The 22421-nt window shown below is 34.8% G+C and carries 21 protein-coding genes; 8 read left to right on the forward strand and 13 right to left on the reverse strand.

Features of this window, described 5'->3' with window-relative positions; all coding sequences use genetic code 11:
• The first annotated feature begins 154 nt into the window (after positions 1–154).
• Complete coding sequence (locus FLB_RS01350) at positions 155–1507, forward strand: M28 family metallopeptidase (RefSeq protein WP_064714193.1); 1353 nt, start codon at positions 155–157, stop codon at positions 1505–1507.
• Positions 1508–1725: 218 nt separating this feature from the next.
• Here FLB_RS01350 and FLB_RS01355 read toward each other — a convergent pair whose 3' ends face one another.
• From FLB_RS01355 to FLB_RS01385, 7 genes are all read right to left on the reverse strand, one after another.
• Positions 1726–2136, reverse strand: coding sequence for an ankyrin repeat domain-containing protein (locus FLB_RS01355; protein ID WP_064714174.1), 411 nt, complete (start codon positions 2134–2136; stop codon positions 1726–1728).
• A gap of 235 nt (positions 2137–2371) precedes the next feature.
• Complete coding sequence (locus tag FLB_RS01360) at positions 2372–3073, reverse strand: hypothetical protein (protein ID WP_064714175.1); 702 nt, start codon at positions 3071–3073, stop codon at positions 2372–2374.
• Between the two features lie 228 nt (positions 3074–3301).
• A complete protein-coding gene (locus tag FLB_RS01365; RefSeq protein ID WP_064714176.1) occupies positions 3302–4252 on the reverse strand; it encodes a phosphoribosylaminoimidazolesuccinocarboxamide synthase in 951 nt (316 codons plus the stop codon).
• An 83-nt stretch (positions 4253–4335) separates the two neighbouring features.
• Positions 4336–6693, reverse strand: a complete 2358-nt coding sequence (locus FLB_RS01370; protein ID WP_064714177.1) for a S9 family peptidase — start codon at positions 6691–6693, stop codon at positions 4336–4338.
• Positions 6694–6696: 3 nt separating this feature from the next.
• The gene (locus tag FLB_RS01375; protein WP_064714178.1) at positions 6697–7308 is read right to left on the reverse strand and encodes a hypothetical protein; all 612 of its coding nucleotides are present in this window, start codon (positions 7306–7308) and stop codon (positions 6697–6699) included.
• Positions 7309–7350: 42 nt separating this feature from the next.
• Positions 7351–8154 carry a Cof-type HAD-IIB family hydrolase gene (locus tag FLB_RS01380; RefSeq protein WP_317038976.1) on the reverse strand — a complete coding sequence of 268 codons (804 nt, stop codon included), beginning with the start codon at positions 8152–8154 and terminating at the stop codon, positions 7351–7353.
• Between the two features lie 109 nt (positions 8155–8263).
• A complete protein-coding gene (locus FLB_RS01385) occupies positions 8264–9217 on the reverse strand; it encodes a PhoH family protein (protein WP_064714194.1) in 954 nt (317 codons plus the stop codon).
• Between the two features lie 108 nt (positions 9218–9325).
• Between FLB_RS01385 and FLB_RS01390 the strand changes: the two genes are divergently transcribed.
• The 5 genes from FLB_RS01390 (at position 9326) to dnaN (ending at position 14199) form a co-directional block, all read left to right on the forward strand.
• Positions 9326–10153, forward strand: a complete 828-nt coding sequence (locus FLB_RS01390) for an S-adenosyl-l-methionine hydroxide adenosyltransferase family protein (RefSeq protein WP_064714180.1) — start codon at positions 9326–9328, stop codon at positions 10151–10153.
• Positions 10154–10198: 45 nt separating this feature from the next.
• Positions 10199–10495, forward strand: a complete 297-nt coding sequence (locus FLB_RS01395; RefSeq protein WP_064714181.1) for a putative quinol monooxygenase — start codon at positions 10199–10201, stop codon at positions 10493–10495.
• Between the two features lie 68 nt (positions 10496–10563).
• Positions 10564–11289, forward strand: a complete 726-nt coding sequence (gene gldF, locus FLB_RS01400; RefSeq protein WP_064714182.1) for a gliding motility-associated ABC transporter permease subunit GldF — start codon at positions 10564–10566, stop codon at positions 11287–11289.
• A complete protein-coding gene (gene gldG, locus FLB_RS01405) occupies positions 11289–12974 on the forward strand; it encodes a gliding motility-associated ABC transporter substrate-binding protein GldG (protein ID WP_064714183.1) in 1686 nt (561 codons plus the stop codon). Before gldF ends, gldG begins: the two co-directional genes overlap by 1 nt.
• A 106-nt stretch (positions 12975–13080) precedes the next feature.
• Positions 13081–14199 (forward strand): DNA polymerase III subunit beta, encoded by a 1119-nt coding sequence (gene dnaN / locus FLB_RS01410; RefSeq protein WP_064714184.1) that lies wholly within the window; start codon positions 13081–13083, stop codon positions 14197–14199.
• A 199-nt stretch (positions 14200–14398) separates the two neighbouring features.
• On the opposite strand, the gene FLB_RS01415 is transcribed toward dnaN, so the two are convergent.
• The 3 genes from FLB_RS01415 to FLB_RS01425 all read right to left on the reverse strand — a co-directional run bounded on the left by FLB_RS01415 (position 14399) and on the right by FLB_RS01425 (position 18236).
• Complete coding sequence (locus FLB_RS01415; RefSeq protein WP_064714185.1) at positions 14399–15151, reverse strand: hypothetical protein; 753 nt, start codon at positions 15149–15151, stop codon at positions 14399–14401.
• Positions 15152–15241: 90 nt separating this feature from the next.
• Complete coding sequence (locus tag FLB_RS01420; protein WP_064714186.1) at positions 15242–17014, reverse strand: MutS-related protein; 1773 nt, start codon at positions 17012–17014, stop codon at positions 15242–15244.
• A 382-nt stretch (positions 17015–17396) separates the two neighbouring features.
• Positions 17397–18236 carry a universal stress protein gene (locus FLB_RS01425; RefSeq protein WP_064714187.1) on the reverse strand — a complete coding sequence of 280 codons (840 nt, stop codon included), beginning with the start codon at positions 18234–18236 and terminating at the stop codon, positions 17397–17399.
• Positions 18237–18431: 195 nt separating this feature from the next.
• On the opposite strand from FLB_RS01425, the gene mnmE reads away from it, so the two are divergent.
• Positions 18432–19832, forward strand: a complete 1401-nt coding sequence (gene mnmE, locus FLB_RS01430; protein WP_064714188.1) for a tRNA uridine-5-carboxymethylaminomethyl(34) synthesis GTPase MnmE — start codon at positions 18432–18434, stop codon at positions 19830–19832.
• Complete coding sequence (locus FLB_RS01435; RefSeq protein ID WP_064714189.1) at positions 19833–20192, forward strand: hypothetical protein; 360 nt, start codon at positions 19833–19835, stop codon at positions 20190–20192. It begins immediately after the preceding gene.
• A gap of 69 nt (positions 20193–20261) precedes the next feature.
• On the opposite strand, the gene FLB_RS01440 is transcribed toward FLB_RS01435, so the two are convergent.
• The 3 genes from FLB_RS01440 to FLB_RS01450 all read right to left on the reverse strand — a co-directional run bounded on the left by FLB_RS01440 (position 20262) and on the right by FLB_RS01450 (position 21998).
• Positions 20262–20753 carry a hypothetical protein gene (locus FLB_RS01440; protein ID WP_064714190.1) on the reverse strand — a complete coding sequence of 164 codons (492 nt, stop codon included), beginning with the start codon at positions 20751–20753 and terminating at the stop codon, positions 20262–20264.
• 11 nt (positions 20754–20764) lie between these two features.
• Positions 20765–21097: a hypothetical protein gene (locus FLB_RS01445; RefSeq protein ID WP_064714191.1), complete on the reverse strand. Its 333-nt coding sequence runs from the start codon at positions 21095–21097 to the stop codon at positions 20765–20767.
• A 247-nt stretch (positions 21098–21344) separates the two neighbouring features.
• Positions 21345–21998: a HipA domain-containing protein gene (locus tag FLB_RS01450; protein ID WP_231891026.1), complete on the reverse strand. Its 654-nt coding sequence runs from the start codon at positions 21996–21998 to the stop codon at positions 21345–21347.
• Positions 21999–22421: the final 423 nt, after the last annotated feature.

Here is a 22421-nt window from a genome sequence, read left to right on the forward strand (position 1 = left end):
CAAAGGTACAAAGACTTTGCTTTATTCTAGAGCTAAGCGTTGAGATTCTTCGATGTATCTTGTGAAGCGCATCATTGTACAAGTGTTAATCTCAACATCAAAAGAGCAAAAAATTTTTTATTTGTTTAAATTTGAAGAAATCAAACTAACTCCAATGAAACCAACCGTAATTTTTAAACTCTTTTTACTACTTCTTGTAGCTCCAAATTTACACTCTCAAATCACAACTTCCGACCCAGAAATTTCCAAAATGGTATCTGAAGTCAAAACAGAAAATCTTGAAGCCATTGTAAAAAAATTAGTTTCTTTTGGTACGCGTCATACTTTAAGTGACACTAAAAGTAACACACGCGGAATAGGTGCTGCTCAGCGCTGGGTAAAATCAGAATTTGACAAATATGCATTAGCTTCTAATGGACGATTGACCTCTAAAATTGACTATTTCACCATCAAGGCCGATGGCAAACGAATCGCTGTGGATAGCGAACTAGGCAATGTAATGGCAACCCTAAAAGGAACTGACCCAACCGATAATCGTGTATTAATAATTAGTGGGCACTTGGATTCTCGTGCTTCTGATGTAATGGATGCCAAATCGGATGCGCCAGGAGCCAATGATGATGGTTCTGGAGTAGCTTGTGTGATGGAATTGGCCAGAATCATGAGTCAAAGGGAATTTCCGTTTACCCTCATTTTTGCAACCGTAGTGGGTGAAGAACAAGGGTTGTATGGAGCAAAACATTTGGCCGACATAGCCAAAGAACAAAAATGGAACCTAATCGCCATGCTCAATAATGATATGATTGGCAATAGTTTATCAAGCGGTACCCAACTGCGCGATAATACCCAAGTGCGCGTATTTAGCGAAACGATTCCTTATACCGAAACGGAGGCCGAAGCCAAAATGAGAAAAGCAACCAATCGCGACAATGATAGTCCGTCCCGACAGTTGGCTCGTTATATCAAAACAGTAACCCAACAATATGTCCCTCAATTAGACATTCAATTGGTGTATAGAAATGACCGCTTTTTAAGAGGTGGTGACCACACTCCTTTTAGCCAAAATGGATTTACAGCGATTCGTTTTTGTGAAATGAATGAGAACTATGACCATCAACATCAAAACGTTCGTAAAGAAAACAACATTCAATATGGCGATTTACCTGAGTTCATGGACTTTGAATACATGCGTAAAGTAACCTGCTCTAATTTATCTACTTTCAGCAATTTAGCTTGGTCACCAAAAGCACCAGAAAACGTCGGAATTGAAGTTAAAGAACTAACCAATTCATCCGTACTAGTTTGGCAAGCTCCACAAGGAAAACCCGTTTTTGGATACACCATTTTAATAAGAGAAACGAGTGCTTCCCATTGGCAAAAAGCAGTTTTCACAAAAGAAAACAAAATAGAAATCCCCTATTCAAAGGACAATTATTTCTTTGCTGTGCAGTCAGTAGATACTTTAGGACATGCAAGTTTACCTGTTTTTCCAATTCCGATTCGTTAAAAAAAACAGTAGGAGAGCTAAATAACAAAAAGAATCTATATTTTTGGAATCTTAAAAAATACATCATGAGAAATTCAAAATACTTAAAAGTAGTAGTTATTGTTTTAATCGTCCTTTTTCTGGTTGCAAGTGTAATCGGTTAAAACTATAGATTATAAGTAAACGCAAAGAAGCGGCCTCGAGGAGACCGCTTCTTTTTTGATTGATGATTGATGCTATTAACGCTGAGCTAAGGCATTTTCTTTATTCAATTGAAGAAAAACATAGGCTTCTTTAGCATTCGATAATTGAGCATATTTCAAAGCATCGGCACCAAAACTTGTTTTTTCTTCCACTTTTGCTCCTTTGGCAATTAGCAATTTCATGATTTCAACTTTGTTGTAGCGTGCTGCAATCATTAAAGGTGTTAAACCATATGATTTTTCATTAACATCAGCTCCAAAGTCAATTAATTTTTTGATAAATTCCAAATCTCCTTTATAAATGGCAACATGCAAAGGCGTTGCTTCTCCATAAACAGGAGTCATAACTTCTAATTTAGCCAATGATTTAACGTTTGCTGCTTCCACTTTTGTAGTAAAACTTGATAGTACTACGACTAATCCTAAACAAATGATTGATTTTTTCATGGTGATTGTGATTTTTGATTGATGATTTTTTTTTATTATTTAATGATTTAAATTCTATTCAAATGTATTCATTTTTTATTTATATGTATTACAAGGTACTATTTATTAACCAATATTTAACTTTACACTTAATAACTTGATATATACTGCATTTCAAAAGTAGAATACTCTATTCCAATAGACGTTATAGAATCGTTATTGTTACATTACATAAAAAATAGAAACTTTCATTTTACTAAAATTTGGTTAACATTTGCAATGGAGTAACGATAGGTTCATCAAACATTTGCAAGGTTTCAATCCAGTTAAAGTCCAAAGGCTGTTCGGATAATGCATCATCCTCTCCTATTACATTAAAATCCAATGTATTGCTTTCAAGGTTAGAAAAAGGCGAAACAATAGCTTCATCATACATTGTTAAGGTATTGATCCAATTAAAATCTAAAGCGTTAGTTTCATTTTGGTCTACCTCTCCTATTGTTTCATATTCTTGATTTCTAGATCCAAAAGTATACTCTTTGTTTGATTTAAAGGGTATTTCAATAGCCTCTTCCGTATTTGATAAAATATTGATTTGGTTAAAATCTAAAGCGCTAGTTTCGTCTTTTTCTATTTCTTCAATTATGGCACTTTCAAAAGAAATACTTTTTTGGGTTGATGAAGCCAATGCTAAAACCACTGGGGTTTCTTCTAAAACAAGTTCTGGTTTTACTAAAACTAATGGAGTTTCCTTTTTGCCATCAAAATTTGTTTTAGCCAATTGAACTTTTGTAAAATCTACTGTTGCTTTTTGGTTTTCATTTTGTTTCAAAATAGGATTGATTTTGATTGCTCTTCTACTTCCAATTTTACCAAAATTATTTTTATCTAAACGAATTTCTAAAGTTGAAATTAAAACTACTGATACTGCTACTGTGTAAATGATTGATGCTTTCATGATTTTTATTTTTTTAGTTTTTTGATTTTTTGTTTTAAATAATAATATTCTATGCAAATATATATCTTTTAAACAGTATCTTGTTTTGCATAGTACTTATATTTAACATATAATTAACAATACAAAATCACAAACCCTTTGAAAACGTGAGCTTTAATAAAATCAAAGAATAAAAAAAGCCCCATGCTTCAAAAGCATGGGGCCTGCATAAATAGTATTACGTCGTACTTATTGTTTTAAATAATTTAAAACATTGTTTTCAATGCGTTCATTAATATTTGAAATATCAGCTTTTACAAACTTTTCACCAATAATGTTTTCGTACAATTCGATGTAACGATCAGAAACTGATGCAATATACTCCTCTGTCATTTCAGGAATTTGTTGTCCTTCTTTGCCTTGAAATCCATTTTCAATCAACCAACGACGCACAAACTCTTTTGACAATTGTTTTTGCTCTTCTCCTTTATCCTGACGCTCTTGATATCCTTCTGAGTAAAAATAGCGAGAAGAATCTGGGGTATGAATTTCATCAATTAAAACGATTTGTCCTTCTTTGGTTTTACCAAATTCATATTTAGTATCTACCAAAATCAAACCACGGCTTGCAGCAATTTCAGTACCTCTTTGGAACAAATCACGAGTGTACTTTTCGAGTACTACATAATCTTCCTCGGTTACGATACCGTTTGATAAAATAGCTTCTCTCGAAATGTCAGCATCGTGTTCTCCGTTATCCGCTTTGGTAGTAGGTGTAATAATTGGCTCCGGAAATTTATCATTTTCCTTTAGGCCTTCTGTCATTGTTACTCCGCAAAGAGTTCTTTTACCAGCAGCATATTCACGAGCTGCATGTCCTGAAAGATACCCACGAATCACCATTTCTACTTTGAAAGGTGTACACAAATGACCCACTGCCACACTTGGATCTGGCGTAGCTACTAACCAATTAGGTACAATATCCTGAGTCAATTCCATAAACTTGGTAGCAATTTGATTTAGAATTTGCCCTTTGTAAGGAATGCCCTTTGGCAAAACTACATCAAAAGCTGATAGTCTATCGGTAGCGACCATCACTAATAGATCGTCATTGATGTTGTAAACCTCACGAACTTTACCGCGATACACGGATTTTTGATTCGGAAAATTAAAATTGGTAGTCGTAATCGTTGTACTCATTGTGTTGTATGTTGTGTGTTTTTTTTAAGAACGCAAATTTAAAACTATTTCTAGGAGCAAGCAAAGAAAAGCGTTGGTATAATTTACTTGGTATCTTTTTTCCCGATAGTCGATTCGAACAATTGTAGAATTCTGCTGTATTCATCTACCCATGAATAGGTCTCTCTAAAACCATGAGCTTCCACAGGGAACGAAGCTAAACTCCAGTTTTTCTTTCCTAATTCGATAAATCGTTGTGAAATACGAACAATATCTTTATATTCTACATTGTCATCTACCATTCCGTGTAACATCAATAAATTGCCTTCCAATTTATCGGCGTAATAAATTGGGGAACTTTTTTGAAAAGCGATAGGATCCGTTTCGGGGAAATTTAAAATATTACCGGTATAGCCATGATTATAATGTGCCCAATCCGTTACCGAACGCAGTGCTGCTCCCGAAGCAAACTCTTTTGGAGTCGTTAACATCGCCATCAAAGTAATAAAACCTCCATAGGATCCGCCATAAATCCCAACTCTATTAGGATCAATTCCGTATTTATCTACCAATACTTTTTTTCCATCCACGTGATCCGAAAGGTCTTTTCCTCCCATGAAACGATAAATTCCTGTTCTTACGTCTCTTCCATACCCATCACTACCTCTATAATCAATATCCAAAACGGTGTAACCTAAATCGGTTAACAAATTATGAAACATATATTCTCTATGATAGTTACTCCAATAGTTGTGTGCGTTTTGTAAATAGCCAGCGCCATGAACAAAAATTACTGCGGCCTTGTTTGTTTTAGCCACTTCAGGTTGGTACAATCTTGCGTAAACGGTCGTTCCGTCTTTTGCTTTATAGGTAATCACTTCTGGCTTTCTCCATTTGTAGCTTTTGAAAGCTTCGGAAGTAGAACTTGTAATAGGACTAAGCTTTGCGTTTTTAACATTAGAAGCTACATACAATTCCCATGGTTTGTCTTTATAAGAATAACGAACCAATAAATTAGCTTCATCAGGTGACATGCTAACTTCATGAGCTCCATCGGCAGTCAATATTGGTTGTAGAGCTGTATCATTAACATTTAATTTATAAAACTCACGATTTCCAGGATGCGTGGTATTGGTTGATAGGTAAAATGTTTTTTTATCTTTTGATAAGGTTACGTCACGAACTTCCCATTTACCGCTAGTCAATTGCGTTTTCTTTTTTGTTTTTAAATTATAGGTATATAAATGAGAAAAACCTGTAGCTTCTGATTGAAAGTAAATAGTTTCATTATCATACAAGAAGCCTAAATTCCCAGAGCCAAATGAATAAGAAGGAATGCCAGGTCCACCAATCCAAGCCACGTCATGTTGATGCTCAATTTCTTCGAAAGTTCCGTTTGCTAAATTAAGATTTACCAACCAACGATCTTTATTGTCTTGACTTCTAATTTCTACCACAGCATAAGTTCCCGTTTCGTTGTAAACTGGATCTTGCGCAACAATTAATTTGTCTTCTTTCTCTTTCTTTTTTAAATTATCATACAAAGCATAATATTCTGGTTGCTCGCTGATGTGCGATAATTTTGAAAAATTAATCATATATACCGTGTCTTTGGCTACATTATAAATTCCCATTTTCGAATTGACTAAGTTTTTGACAGATACTTTCTCTTTGGTATCTGGCGATTGGTTGTACCCATCAGCAGTGATAAAAACTTCCATTTTTTCACTTTTATTTTTTGCTTCTTGTGTCAATCTAAAAGTCGCAAACCTTCCATCGGGACTCATTTTGAAAGCTCCCAATTCATCTTCGCCGTACCAATATTCTTTAGGAAAATCAGATTTAATCGCCTTGGCTCGATCTGCATTCCATTTCTTTTTGGCTTCTTGATCTCTAATAAATTGAAATAATTCGGTTTGTTGTGTTTTTAAAAATGATTTTTCTTCTTCCTTTTTAGGTTTTGAAGTTCCTTTTTTGAAGTTAGTCATCTGAAGTAATGTTCCTGCTTTGGTATCAAACTGCATCAAATTATCATTTTGTTCAAAAAACAAAACCCCTTCCCTATTTCCTAGTTCTAGATTAGTAATAGAAGCAGTACTAGCATATAGTTTTTTGGTCACTTTATCTTTTATCGCATAGGAAAAAATAGCGCCTTTATTGCTATAATATCCAATAGTACCACTCTTGTTGATTTTGATGTTATATCGAGAAAAAGCAGCTTCTTCTGGTGTTGCTAGTTTTGGTGCTGTTGCTCCTTTTTGCCAGAAATACGTACTTGCTCCCCATTCTTTGTTCGGATTCCATTCAAAAAACACTTTTTGCCCGTCTAAAGACCAACGAGGATTTTCGGGTTGCCAACCGATGAAATCATTTCCTTTCATGATTTCTTCTAATTTTAAAGATTGGCTATAACCGATAAAAGCAGTGAATAGTAAAAAAAGGGGCCATTTTTTTTTGATCATTTGTTATTTATTTTTAATTAATTCTAAAAATCCTTCGCCGTTGGCATCAATCGACTTGATAAATTCTGCTTCGGTAACAGCATCTAATATTCTAATGTTTTCTATTGAAGTGAGACAAAAACCGGTTTCTGAAATGGCATTAGCATTCGAAAAGTATACAATTACCTCCCCATTATCATTCTTTTCTTTTAAAAATGCTGGGATCCAACTTCCATTAAATTGAAACAAAACAGGTATTTTTTCAGGTATTATCGGCGTTTCTTCATTTTTATCTTCATTTATTAACTTTTGCTTAGCCATTTCTTTGTGTTTTTCATATCCTGGCAGGTAAATTTTCAACTTTTCATCAATTGAATCACTAATACGTTTAAAGAAGCTCAATCGTACCAAAAAACCGCAAATAATCAGAAAAGAAAAAAGAAAAAGAACGCCAAAAACATTAGCCATGTTTTTACCTAAAATAGTATCCAAGCCTAAAAACTTGGCCATTCCGTTACCAAACTTAGCAAAGAAACCAAAAGTTTTTTGAACGATTATCATTAAAACATATAAAGGCAATAAAAATAAAACTCCTGCAATTAAATTATTTTTGCAATTATTAATAAGTTTTTCCATGTGATAAAAAATTTGTTACTAGTTAAATTATTTGATTTTTTTCTACAAAATATTTTGAGCAAGGTAAGTGGCTACGGCATTGTCATTATTAGAGGCTATTACTTCTAAGTGTTGTAATTTGTCTTTTAAAGTATCTGGAGCATTTTGCATGATCAACCCTTTTGCTACAGTGTCTAGCATTTTTTCATCATTAAAACCGTCTCCAAAAGCAATAGCGTTTTCAAATGAAAAACCTTCTTTTTTTAATATGGTTTCAATCGCTACGCTTTTGTCTACAGACTTATCCATAAATTCTAGGCAAAAAGGCAAACTAAAGGCGTGACTAAAATACTCCGAATGATGCTCCAAAATTTGATTTTTCAAGTCTTGTAACACTTCATGGCTGTCATGAGTAAAAAATAACTTTATTGCACTGTAATCTTTTAAACTATTGAAATCAACCACTTCTGGAGGATAGGACAAATCCCTCTGAAAGCTGTTGATTTTTTTATTAGTTTTAGAAGTTAACCAAACTTCTTCTTTAAAAAGTACAGTAGTAATGGTGGGATCAATATCCAATGCGAAAACAGAGGCTATAATTTCGCTTTTAATATCAAATGAGAATAAAAGTTCATTATTTGGAGCGTGAATTCTTGCGCCATTTGAAGTAACAAGGTATACTGGAATGTTTAATCCTTTAATAATTGCCTTTGCATCGAGGTGGTGTCTGCCAGTAGCGATGATAATTAGATATCCATTTTGATGCAATTGATTAAAAACCGCTTTGGTTTCGGCTGTAATTTCATGATTTGAATTGAGTAATGTTCCGTCTAGATCAGAAACGATTACTTTGATGTTTGAGCGCATATCCTTCATTATAAATCCCTCTTCTTTCTTTTTTCTGAATAAATAACAAAGCGAAAAGAATCGCTTAAAACTGGCAAATTCTTTTCGCTTGTTTAACTAAATTTAAAAGCTAATAATCATTGTTTTCAATCTGCTTGTAGGCATCGATTACTTTTTTAACCAAACGATGACGAACGATATCTTTGTCATCCAAATAGATGATTCCAATGCCTTCTATATCTTTCAAAACCAATAAAGCTTCTTTAAGTCCTGAAATGGTTCTTCTAGGTAAATCAACTTGTCCTGGATCTCCTGTAATCATGAACTTGGCACATTTTCCCATACGTGTTAGAAACATCTTCATTTGTGAATGTGTGGTGTTTTGTGCTTCATCCAAAATAACAAAAGCGTGATCTAAGGTTCTCCCTCTCATGAATGCTAATGGGGCAATTTGAATGATTCCTTTAGTGATATAGTCCTCTAATTTTTCATTAGGCAACATATCTCGAAGTGCATCATATAAAGGTTGCATGTACGGATCCAGCTTTTCCTTCATATCCCCTGGCAAAAAACCTAAATTTTCACCTGCTTCTACGGCAGGTCGTGTCAATATAATTTTTTTGACTTGTTTTTCTTTTAAGGCCTTTACTGCCATAGCCACACCTGTATAGGTTTTTCCTGTTCCTGCAGGACCAACTGCAAATACCATATCGTTTTTATTTAAGGTATCTACCAACAATTGCTGGTTTGGCGTCATGGCTTTGATAATCTTGCCTCCTACTCCATGTACTAGAATTTTGTCGTAATCAGCCATTTTTCGATTGTCCTGAGCGTCGTTCATAATCACTCTTTCAATTACATTCAAGTCGATAGTATTATATCTGGTAAAATGTAACATGAGGCGCTGGAACTGTTTTTCAAATTCATCCAGAACTTCTTTTTCCCCAAAAGCTTTCAAAGTAGACCCACGAGCCACTATTTTTAGCTTGGGATAATACTTTTTAATCATTTCAAGATGAGTATCTTGAGCGCCCCAAAACTCTTTCGGAGCGATGTCGTTTAACTCAATGGTTCTTTCGTTCAAAATGGAGTAGTATTTAATTAAAAAATAATAGCTGAAATTAGTAGCTTTGCATATCTCAAATTTAAGCAAATTAGCTTTAAATTGTCTGAAATAGTTATAAACAAAATTATGTCAATAATTACTCTTACTACCGATTACGGCTTAAAAGACTACTTTGTAGGCGCTCTTAAAGGTAAGATAGTATCGACAAATCCCAACGCAACTATCATCGATTTATCTCACGAAATTGATCCATTCAATATCGTTGAAGCCAGTTATATTTTAAGTGCTGCTTATGCCAGTTTCCCTAAAGGAACCGTTCATCTAATTGGGGTAGATATTGAATTAAACAAAGAGAATCAACATATTGCCATCCAGTGGAACGACCATTACTTCATTGCCGCCGATAATGGTATTTTGAGTATGCTGTGTCAAAAAATAGTACCACAAAAAATGGTTGCTATCAATATCCATGACCGTTTGCATCATGGCGCATCAGATTTGGATGTATTTGTTCAAGTTGCCTGTCATTTGGCTAACGGTGGACTACTTAATGTGATTGGAAAAGAGATACAATCCATTAAAGAAGTAACCGAAATGCAAGTCACCTTGAACGATCAAGGGAATCAATTATCAGGTTCTGTAATGTACATCGATCATTTTGGCAATGTGGTGACCAATATTACCAAAACTCAATTCACAGAAGCTGCCAAAGGACGAAATTTCGAGATTGTTTTAAAAACCAAAAGCATCAAAACAATCGTCTCAAATTATTCGGCAATAGCTGTTTCAGATAAATATCCTATGAAGTATTACGAAGGAGAAAAACTGGCACTTTTCAACGAAGCTGGGTATTTAGAAATTGCTATTTATCGCAGTAACCCTTCAAAGGTAGGATCAGCGCATAGTTTATTGGGTTTAAATTATAGAGACACCATTACCATCAAATTTTCATAAAAACAGCCCCACAGAAATCATTAAAATTTAATATAAAAAATTTACATGTTTGTACGAATCGTAAAATTGAGTTTTCATCCAGAACACCGAGCGGCTTTTTTGGCCAATTTTGATGTAATGAAAGATCAAATTCGGAATGCGCCAGGGAATCGTTTATTAGAATTATATCAAGACAAATCCGATGAAAATGTGTTTTTCACTTACAGTTATTGGGAAACAGAAGCTGATTTAGAAAACTATAGACAATCTGCTTTATTTAATGACGTTTGGACGTTTACCAAGAAACTATTCAATGCCAAACCTGAAGCTTGGAGTGTAGATAAACTGGTAAGTTTAGCATAAATTTTCTCGTTTAAACTAGCATCAATAAACGATTACACCGTTAAACAATTGAAATAAAAATTTAAAACATGAAATCAATCGTAATTAGAGAAATAAAATCTTTTTTTGGCTCCCCTGTGGGCTATTTGGTCATTGCCTTGTTTTTACTCATCAATGGCTTGTTCCTTTGGGTATTTGAAGGAGATTATAACATTCTCAATTCGGGCTTTGCAGACATGACTCCTTTTTTTACTTTGGCTCCATGGATTCTACTTTTCTTAATTCCAGCAGTAACTATGCGTAGTTTTTCGGATGAAAAGAAACAAGGTACCTTAGAATTATTATTGACCAAACCTTTGAGTATTTGGGAAATTGCAAGCGGTAAATTTTTTGGAGCGGTACTTTTGATTGTACTCGCTATTTTACCCACTTTACTTTATGTTTATATTATCTCGAGTTTAGGATTCCCTGAAGGCAACATTGATATGGGAAGTACCATTGGTTCCTATTTTGGACTACTTTTTTTGATTGGTGGTTATACCTCAATTGGCATTTTTACATCTACACTTTCTGAAAACCAAATTGTAGCGTTTATCATCGCCGTATTTTTGTGTTTTGTGTTTTACTTTGGTTTTGATGGTTTGGCCAGTGTTTTTAATGGATGGAGTTCATATATCACAGTTTTGGGTATGCAAGATCACTTTAAAAGTATGAGTCGAGGCGTTTTGGATACTCGAGACATTCTTTATTTTGTTAGCCTAACTATTTTATTTTTATCCTTTACTGTTTTTAACTTAAAATCTTTTAAAGCGTAATGAAGACCTCTAAAAAAAATAATCTTACTCAGCTCCTCTATATTTTTGCAGTATTACTGGCTTTACAAATAATAGGCTCATTTTTCTTTTACCGTTTTGATTTGACCAAAGACAAAAGATATACACTTTCTGCAACTTCATTACACATTCTAAAAGAAGTTAAGAATCCATTAGCTGTAAAAGTGTACATGCAAGGAGATTTACCCTCAGAATTCAAGCGTTTACAGCAAGAAACCAAACAAATTTTGGAAGAATTTCAGGCCTACAATAGCAATATTGTGTTTGAATTTGTTGATCCGATGGAAAATCAAGAAGAGAGTATGGATCTGATTAAAGATTTGTACAAAAAAGGATTAACCCCTATTAACATTACTGTAGATGACAAAGGAAAGCAATCCCAAGCCTTAGTTTTTCCTTGGGCAATTGCCACTTATGACAACAAGGAGGTTCCGATTCCCTTGCTTAAAAACCAAATGGGAACCTCTACTACTCAAAAAGTAATTGGTTCGGTGCAGCATTTAGAATATTCCTTTTCAGATGCTTTTAATAAAATCACGAAGGCCAAACAGAAAAAAGTTGCCATCATCAAAGGAAATGGAGAGCTAAAAGAAGCTTTTATTGCTAAGTTTTTGTTACAGGTTAGAGAGAGTTATTTTATTGCGCCCTTTACGCTTGACTCAGTAGCAAAAAATCCTTTAGGGAGTTTAGCGTCATTAAAAGATTATGATTTAGCTGTTATCGCTAAACCTACTGAAGCTTTTAGCGAAAGCGAAAAACAAGTTTTAGATCAGTACCTTATGAATGGCGGAAAAACGATTTGGTTAGTCGATCAGGTCGTTGCAGAAATGGATAGCCTTTACAATCCGTCAGGAGCGAGTCTTGCCTACCCAAGAGACTTGAATGTAAATGATTTATTCTTTAAATACGGTATCCGTGTTAACCCAGATTTGGTAAAAGACGAGCAGGGAAGTCCAATCCAATTGGCTTCTGGAGAACCTGGTAGCGCCACTCGTTTTCAACAATTCAATTGGAAATACGCACCATTGGTTACTCCAACGAGCAAGCATCCTATTGTAAAAAACTTAGGCGGCATCAAATTTGATTTTGCCAATGCCATAGACACTTTAAAAAATGGAATCAAAAAGACGATTTTGTTACAATCCTCTCCTTATTCTAAGCGAATAGGAACCCCAACAGCAATACACTTGTCTATAGTTTCTGAAACCACAAGCCCTGCTGATTATCCAAATACAGGCGGAATTCCGATGGCCGTTTTATTGGAAGGTTCTTTTCATTCTGCTTTCGAGAATAGAATAAAAGCTTTTGAGCAAGCTAATTTTCAATCCACTAGCAAGCCAACCAAAATGATTGTCATATCAGATGGCGATATCCTTCGCAACCAACTGGATAAAAACCAACTTCCTGTAGAGCTTGGCTACGATCAACGCTCAGGAAATCTCTATGATAACAAAGATTTTCTGATGAATAGTGTAAATTACTTATTAGATGATAGCGGACTTATTAACATTAGAAGCAAAGATTTAGATCTCCCGTTATTGGATAAAGAAAAAGTTTATACCAATTACAGCTCCATCCAAGTCTTAACTATCGGGCTTCCAATTCTAATTTTAGTCGTTTTCGGGGTACTATTTACCTATCTTCGCAAGCGCAAATATGCCCGTTAAGTGTTAATAAAAAAAATAAAAATATAAACTAGTTTAAGATATATTTGTAATCAGGTATTCTACCCTAGTAATTATAGAATCCAAAGAAAAAAATAAAACAATACAGATGAAATTTATAGTATCGAGTTCGTACTTATTAAAACAATTGCAAGTTTTAGGTAGTGTAATCAATAGTAGCAATACTTTACCTATTTTAGACAACTTTTTATTCGAATTAGACAATAACCAATTGATGGTTTCAGCTTCTGATTTAGAAACTACCATGACTGCCTCTTTAGCAATTGATTCCACCAGCAAAGGAAGTGTTGCGGTACCAGCAAAATTACTTTTAGAAATCTTAAAAACGTTTCCTGAACAACCTTTAACGTTTACTGTAGAAGAAAATAGCACTATAGAAATTAGTTCTAATTCTGGAAAATATGCCTTGGCTTATGCTCCTGGTGATGAATTCCCTAAAGCTGTTAGTCTTGATGAACCTTCAGTAACTCTTGTTCCTGCTGATGTTCTAGCAACTGCCATAAGCAAAACTATTTTTGCAGCGGGTAACGATGATTTACGTCCGGTAATGTCGGGAGTATTTTTTCAGTTCTCGCCACAAGGATTGATCTTTGTAGCAACAGATGCCCATAAACTAGTAAAATATGCTCGTACAGACGTTACCGCCTCTGAAGTAGCAGACTTTATAATGCCCAAAAAACCATTGACTATTTTAAAAAGTATTCTTTCTACATCGGATGCTGAAGTAAAAATTGAATACAATGATAGCAATGCCACTTTCTCTTTTGACAATTACATTTTAATGTGTCGTTTAATCGACGGAAAATACCCAAATTACGAAGCGGTTATTCCAAAAGAAAACCCAAACAAATTAATCATCGATCGTACTTTGTTTTTAAGTTCAGTGCGTCGTGTGGCCATTTTTTCTAACAAAACAACACACCAAATTCGCTTGAAAATTGCTGGTGCCGAATTAAACGTATCTGCTGAAGATATTGATTACTCCAACAAAGCAGAAGAGCGTTTGACTTGTGATTATCAAGGAGACGATATGCAAATTGGATACAACTCTCGATTCTTAACCGAAATGTTGACCAACCTTCAATCCGATATGATTATGCTTGAAATGTCTTTACCAAATCGCGCTGGGATTTTAACCCCAGTAGATGGTTTAGAAGAAGGCGAAACCGTTACCATGCTTGTAATGCCGGTTATGCTTAATAGCTAATCACTACTATTTTAAACTAACCAAAATCAATACTATTTCTTGAATCCGTAATTCCTAACCAGTTTTGCGGATTTTTTTTGGAGCAGAAAGAATGGGGATTTTCCAGAAACATCGTCCCGCTCTCCGCTGCAATCTTTGTTGCTGAATAGCCAATTGCCAAAATCCGTTGTAGCTGTTACCAGTAGTATTTTATTTTATTTTATTTCAATTGATATAATACGTTTCTTAAATCTTCTAAAACGAAAACTTTATCAAACTCTGTTTCCATTTCCAATTTCAAGTTTTTGTCCATCTCAAATGAACTATCTCCACTGCTACCTATTACTAGCAATAACCATTGAGTATTTATTCCTATTTCTTTATAAGTTGAAATTTTAGCATTTTTCTTTTTGATTGCATTTTCAATAGCTTCTAAAGTAATATTTTTTTGCCACCAAGCACCCATATTTGCATAAATGTTTTTCTGTGTATGAGGTTGAATAAATAGACTTTCAATTAGTGGGTTTTCAATGAAATTGTTATTAAGGACATATTCTTTAACAACCTTTTTCACCGTTTCAATTAAATACTCTTTTTCGCTCAGTTTAAAATTTGCGTAAGGTTCGATGTAACAGCTAGCAAGAAAGTTTGGTAATTCTCTATCTTCTTTCAATTCAATTTCGGCCAATGAAAAAATATTTTCAAAAAAACCTTCTCTTTCTTTCGATTTTGATTCAACAATTATTTGATGTTCAAGTCCTATTTGGTTATTTCCATCAAATAGAATGAAGTCTGGTTTTTCAGTAACTTCAAGAATCGTTAAGTTATCAAAGAACATTAGAAATTTTCCTGTGTGACAAATTTCAAGAGTTTTTTTCTTATCAGGAAACAAATCTAAATGCTCATTAATCAACTTGCCCAAGAGGGCGTAATTTTCGGAAATAGTTTTGTTGTTTTTTAGCACTTTTGTCATGAATATTACTATTTAACAACGGAATAAAATCCGTTTATACAAAATGAAACATTCCTACGTCAACTGATTAAAATCCGTTGCTACTTAGGACTAGATGACACCCATCTTTTTCATCAAAAAGGTAGCACTCTTGTTTTGGCAAATGCCTTCTCGCAATTGGTAATCGAAATGCAATTCGTCATTTTTAATTTCGACTTCGAAACATTTATTGGTTAAAATTTGAGGAAATTCATTGGTAGTCAAACACACTTCAATATCGTGGGTCGCAATTGCTCCAATCGCCTGCTTTGCAATTACTTTTTTGACCACCTCAATCGTTCCACTGCGCTTATCATCGGAATTCGTACCACGTAAAATTTCATCCAATAAAACAAAGGCAGGACTTTCGTCCAATCCATCCATAATTTGCTTAAGTCGCTTGATTTCGGCAAAAAAGTAGGATTCACTATCCGATAACGAATCCGATAATCGCATCGATACTAATACCGGCAAAGGATGCACATTCGCTTGGGTGGCACAAACAGGCGCTCCCATTCCAGCCAAAACCATATTGATTCCCAAACTTCGCAAAAAAGTACTTTTGCCTGACATGTTGGAGCCAGTCAAAATCAAGAACGATTGCGGCTGAAAGGCAACAGTATTCCCTACTCTAGTTTCTGGGTTCAATAACGGATGACTCAACTTTTCAAAAGCAAATTTATGCTCATTATTTAATGTTGGAAAAGCAAAATCAGGATTGTTGAATGAAAAATTGGCCAAACTATTGAGCATTTCAAATTCGCCAATTATAGCTAAGCTTTGTTCCAGATTGATAGCGTAATTTTTTTTCCAATTCACAATGGCATTTAAAATGTGAATATTGTACAAAAAGAAACCATTAAAAAGTATGGCTATCAAGAAATTACTAGTATTATCCATTTTTGAAAACAAATCAGATAATTGCTTCAACTGAAGACTTACTTTGTTATTTTCATGAACTAATTGTTGTTGCAAATGATTTGCTTTATAACTGCTGAACTTTTCATTTTCTATTTTTTCAATCAGCAAGCTGTAATTATGGACAATCGAATTGATTTCTGATGAATGCGCTGTTTCAGACAAAATCCGTTTTAGAAAGATACCTGCGACTGCTAAATTGACCATAAATAAGAATCCGAAAAACTTAGCTAAAACCAAACTAGAGGTCAATCCATAACTTATACCCAAAACCACTAAAACAACTGGCGAAACATAAGCAAAAATTACTGCAAATCTAGACACTGACTCACTATTGAAAACACTCCATCGCAAGAGCTTTTGATAAATCGCTTCACTGTCCTTACTTACTTTGGCGATAGACAAAAACGTATGACGCCAATCTAATTTTTCACCTAACTCTTTTGTTGCTTCCTGAATTTCCTCAATTGCTGTAGCCGAATTTACTTTTAACAAATGAGAGGCTAAGATTTGTTTTCCCATGAAAGTCCCTGTGCGGTTCAAACTTTGGAATAAAGACTGTTGGCCGAAAATATCCAAATCATAAGCATACGGATGATGAAAATCATTGTACTCGATGCCGTCTTCAAAAGGGATGTTTTTACGTTCAAGAAAATCAATTTCATCAGCATTTATGGTAACTAAAGCTTGAGCAATATTCTTTTGGTAGGACACACGAGTATGCCAACGCATTAAAACAAAAAAAGCGGCAACAGCTAAAGCACCTAAATAGACCCAACTACTGCTATTGTTTTTTTGATAGCCATAAATAGCCAAAATCAATACCAAAACAGACCCTAAACGCCCAAGACTGATTCGGTTGTAGTGTTGCTGTAGTTGTTTTACCTGAGCTTCATAAAGCGCTTTTTTTTGTATGTAAATTTCCATTGGATTCTTTAGTGTGAAAAGCAAATATAAGTGTTTCAAAACTTATGGAAGAAGAAAAAAACAGACACAGATTACACAGATTAACACAGATTAATCTTTGTGTGCTTCGCTGTGAAAAAAAACAGACACAGATTGCACAGATTGACATAGATTTATCTTTATGGCTTTGTGGCAAAAAAAGCTTCGAATTATAGTAATCAATCGTGTAGAGGTATGCGTGAGGGATTGTAGTGGAGCTCTTTTTTTATCCCTTTTTTTTAAGGGATAAAAAAAAGCGGGAACGTAAAGCCCGACCCGACCTAATGAGCTTGTCGAAGTATCGGGAGGGGCACGCCCAAATTTAAATACTTTCTCTTAACTATACTTTTGTTTGTTTTTTAGGTTAAAGCGTATCGCTTTGTAGCGCCAAAATGGGAATCTCGGAATAATCTGAAAATTTTCGGGTGAGACTTGGACTAAATAATTCGACAAAAAAGTTGCGTTTGTAGGTCACCATGGCCAACACATCGATGCTTTTTTGAGACACAAAATCAATAATGGTGCCTTGCACATCCTCTAGCGGAATAATCGTAAACTGAACCGGTTCGCTGGCGAAATGAGTTTCCCATTCTTTGATGGTTTCTGGTTTCACATCGGATTGATTGGTTTTTACGTACAAGCATTTTACTTGTGCTTTCGTTTTTTTGGCAATGCTACAAACCAATTCTAAGGCTTTTTTATCTTTTTCTCTAAACTTGGTGGTAAAACCAATGGTTTTTATTTTTTGATACGCTGCTGTGATCGGAACGCTCAGTACAGGTACTGAAACGGCTGACAAAACCGAGCCTGTATTGGTACCAACAAAAAAGGTTTCCCAACCCGTAGCTCCGGCGGTTCCCATGACTACAAAATTGATATTTTCTTCTTTGATTGCTTTTTTAATATTGCTAACCAAATCTCCATCCATCAAACGATGGCTGATTTTGACTTTTTCCAAACCTTCTTTTTCTGCTATCGCTCTCAGTTTGGGAATTTCGTCTTTGAACGCATCAAATTCAGCCAATTGCAACGATTCATATATCATATAGTAATTGTCAGGCGTAAACTGACTATCTACTATAGGGAGTTGAAAAGTGTGCAATAGGACTAATTCTCCATTGACTACATCAGCCAAATGCAACGCATGAACAAAAGCGTTGGTAGCCACTTCTGAGAAATCCGTTGGAAATAATATCTTTTTCATAGTAACTATAGTTTTAAGATTTATCGTTTAAATGTTGTTTAAATTTAAGAAACGTTTAATCCAATTCAACTGATATTTGTCAGTTTACCATATATTTAACTATAAGATAATCCTTTGATAACAAGTTGTGATTCGCAAAAGGAAATTGCAAAGCCAATACTTTTGCTTACTTTTGCAGGCAAATAGACACCTCCCATGATTCCAAACGATTCTATAGTTGCTTTAGCTACTCCCTCGGGCGCTGGAGCCATTGCCATCCTTCGTATTTCTGGTCAAGATGCCATTAAAATTGGCAATTCTGTTTTTCGTTCGATCAAAAACAAAGATTTGACTGCCCAAAAAACGCATACTTTGCATTTGGGACATATCGTGGATGGTGAGAAAACATTGGATCAAGTATTGGTTTCTATTTTTAAAGGGCCAAATTCTTATACGGGAGAAAATACTATCGAAATTTCCTGTCATGGTTCAACCTATATTCAGCAACAAATTATTCAATTGCTGTTGCGTAAAGGTTGTAGAATGGCTGATGCGGGTGAATTTACGCTAAGAGCCTTTTTGAATGGAAAATTGGATTTGTCCCAAGCCGAGGCCGTTGCCGATTTGATTTCGTCGGACAACGAAGCGAGTCATCAAATTGCGATGCAGCAGATGCGTGGAGGTTTCTCGAACGAAATTGCCAAATTAAGAGAAGAACTATTAAATTTTGCCTCGCTTATCGAACTCGAATTGGATTTTGCCGAAGAAGATGTAGAATTTGCTGATAGAACACAATTTCACGAATTGGTCAACCGAATTGAATTTGTATTGAAACGCCTTATTGATTCTTTTGCCGTGGGAAATGTAATCAAAAACGGAATTCCAGTGGCTATTGTAGGCGAACCCAATGTGGGAAAATCGACTTTATTGAATGCTTTACTAAACGAAGAACGCGCTATCGTTTCGGAAATTGCGGGAACTACGCGTGACACCATCGAAGACGAATTGGTGATTGGCGGTATTGGCTTCCGATTTATTGACACGGCTGGTATTCGAGAGACCAAAGATTATGTTGAAAGCATTGGCATCCAAAAGACTTTTGAAAAAATTGAGCAAGCACAGGTCGTTATCTTTTTGTTTGATGGTTTAAAGTTTAAAGTTTCAGGTTTTGACTATATCACCGAAATTGAAAAAGTAAAAAACAAATACCCATTAAAACCAATTCTCGTTGTCGTAAATAAAATTGATTTGTTAGCTGAAAATGAAATGGTAAGTATCAACAATCAACTTGAAACATTAAACCTTAAACTTTTAAAAATTTCAGCCAAAAACAAAGAAGGCATCGAGGATTTAAAAAACCAATTGCTTTCGTTTGTGAACACTGGAGCGCTACGCAACAACGAAACGATAGTTACCAATACAAGACACTATGATTCGTTGTTAAAAGCCTTAGAAGAAATACAAAAAGTAAAATTTGGGCTAGAAACCAATTTATCCAGTGATTTAATGGCTCTAGATATTCGGGAAGCTTTGTACCAATTCGGATTGATAACTGGGCAGGTTACGAATGATGAATTGTTGGGGAATATTTTTGCTAATTTTTGTATTGGGAAATAAATGACCCCACAAGATCTCATCGGAACCTACTTCATTTCAGGAAGCAATCAGGAAGCAAACAATGCTATTACTTACCAAGGTGTTTTGACACTATCGCTAGACGAGCACCATCGAATCCAAGCCCATTGGTTGATAAACGATGAGCAAATACAAACTGGTTCTGGTTTTTTCAAAAACAATATTTTAGTAATCAACTTCAAGTACAAGGGAGACGACAAAGTCACCTACAAAGGTGTTGCGGTCTATCAATGCATTACAAAAGATGTTTTGGATGGTTTTTGGTCCGAAAAACATGGCAACCCGCTCTATTTAGGCAGCGAACGTTGTCTAAGAATAAATGCTCATGAAGTTTTAAATTAATGACAAGGATTTACGGGCAGGCTATTCACTGCAAGGCCACAGATCTTAAGCTGTAAAATACATAGAAGATTATTCCTCATCTCCAAAAAAATCATTGGGATCAAAGGGAATATCTTCATCTGGGTCTTTATCATGTGCGCTTACTCCTGGAGGGTTAAACAAGCCCCAATCGTCCTTGATGTAATTCCATGGATCAAAATTTTCTACCCAATCGATGTAAAGCAACCGAAATTCTTCGATTGTATTTCGTAGCAATTCGATATAATCTTTATCCTTAATTGAGTCGTCGAATCGTAAACTACCGGCTTGCACATACAATTCTCTTGCAGCTTTGCGGATTAGCGTTGCATTTTCCATTTTCAAATCGTACAAATCAATGCCTTGTGCACCCGCGATTTTAGCAAGTAGTAACAAGGCATTTTCCATCATGTAGCGCACGGTGGTTTCCTGTAAAAACTCATTTTCAGCGGGTACAATTGCTACTAATCCCATGGTTATTTTTAAAATTTGCTCTGCTTTTTGGTATAAAGGCATTTGCTGTAATTCCTCGCGATTTGACATCTTTTTTTTATTTAATGATCATCATCGAAGAGAGGTTTAGTACTCAAATCTTGTACCCAATCAGAAATTTCAAAACTAAACCATTCGCAAAAGGTTTTGAAATCTCTTTTTTGTGGCCAATCCTGTTCGTCTGTCCAAATACTATCTAATTCTTCTATAAAAATTTGCTTGAAATATTTTTTTAAGTGTTTTTCGGCATCTTCAAAATCTGGATTGGTGAGATAGGTATGTGATTCGCCTAGTACACTTATTTTCATTGGAAATTCTGGAGCAAGCGCATTCGCCCAATCTACAAAAGGTTGTTTTGGTGTAATTGTAATAGCACTTCTATTTAATATTTCCATATTTTACTTTTTATAATTTTCTCCTTCCTCCGCAACCATCCTCAACTTGCGATCCTCAACCTCATAACCGCCCACACTCACCTGCCCATTCATTAACATAGGTAATAACCTATCCCGAAGCGAAGAGATTTATTAGTTTTCTCAAACATAATCATAAAAACACACTTAAACAATCATTAAATTTAGTGATGTTGCTGTTGCTAAAACCTACTTATTCTCTCTCCTAAAAGTTTCAGATATTTTTCTTTCATGTCATCGGACAAAAAGAAATTTCAATCAACTCCTTCCATTCTGGAAGACATTTAATCATATTTGCCAAAATCGAATCAACAGTTTTATCCGAAAGGCCTAAACGCTCTTTAGCATAGTAGTTTATAAAATCTGCTTTTTTAAAATTACTTTTCTTTTCATTTAAAGTAAGTGCCATTTCCTCTTCAGGGTTTTTAAAAGCTATTGAGGAATTCAAAAAATCGTAAACGGGTGTCAATGTCGTTTTTCCTCCTTTCGTGATTAATGAAAAGTTTTTAAGATACATGTCTTCATTTCCAGTGATGAAACAAAACAAAACTCTTTTAAAAAAATCGGCTTTTTCGATAGCAGGAAATGTGCAGAACTCATCCATAACATTTACTATCTTTTCAATAGTAAAGCGGTATTTGGTATCTCTTGTATTTCCAGTTAACTGCGCAAAATCTTCTGTAACGATTTTTTTACCTTTTCCGTAGCGATCAAAACGCTTTATAAAATACGACAAACTGCCATCTTTAGCATAAACCATGCCGTGAAAAGGAACGTCCAGTCCGTATTTTTTAGCCATGCGCATGGTTACATCTTCGTTTTGTGGTAGCTCTCGAAATAAATCATTTTGCGGTATGATAATATAGTTTCCAAATTGATCCACTATTTCAAAACCTTAATCTACTACAGAAACTATAGCGCTTAAAATAGTCTACCTAAGAAAATTGAGCATCACTTTATTTGCATAAAAACACAGAATAAATTTACAAAATACACCTAAAAAAACGAAAAAAACCCTATAAACACTAAGATTTCACTTTTCCAAACAAAAATTAGCACAAAATTTAGCCTGAAAAAATTCCTTTTTTGAACGAAGCCAAAACCCTCAAAATATTAACCAAAGAAAGAATTATTGTACTAACAACTACTTAAAGGATTTCTTCTTATTCAGATTATCCAATCTTTTTGCTTAATCCACAGGTTTTGAACTTGATCCTTTATATCTCATGCTTTTTCATAAAACTACAAAACAAAAAACCCCTTCATCATAAGATGAAGGGGTTTTACTAAAGAAAGGCGGCGACAT

Source organism: Flavobacterium succinicans, from assembly GCF_001662485.1.
In the GTDB taxonomy this organism is placed as follows: Bacteria; Bacteroidota; Bacteroidia; order Flavobacteriales; family Flavobacteriaceae; genus Flavobacterium; species Flavobacterium succinicans_A.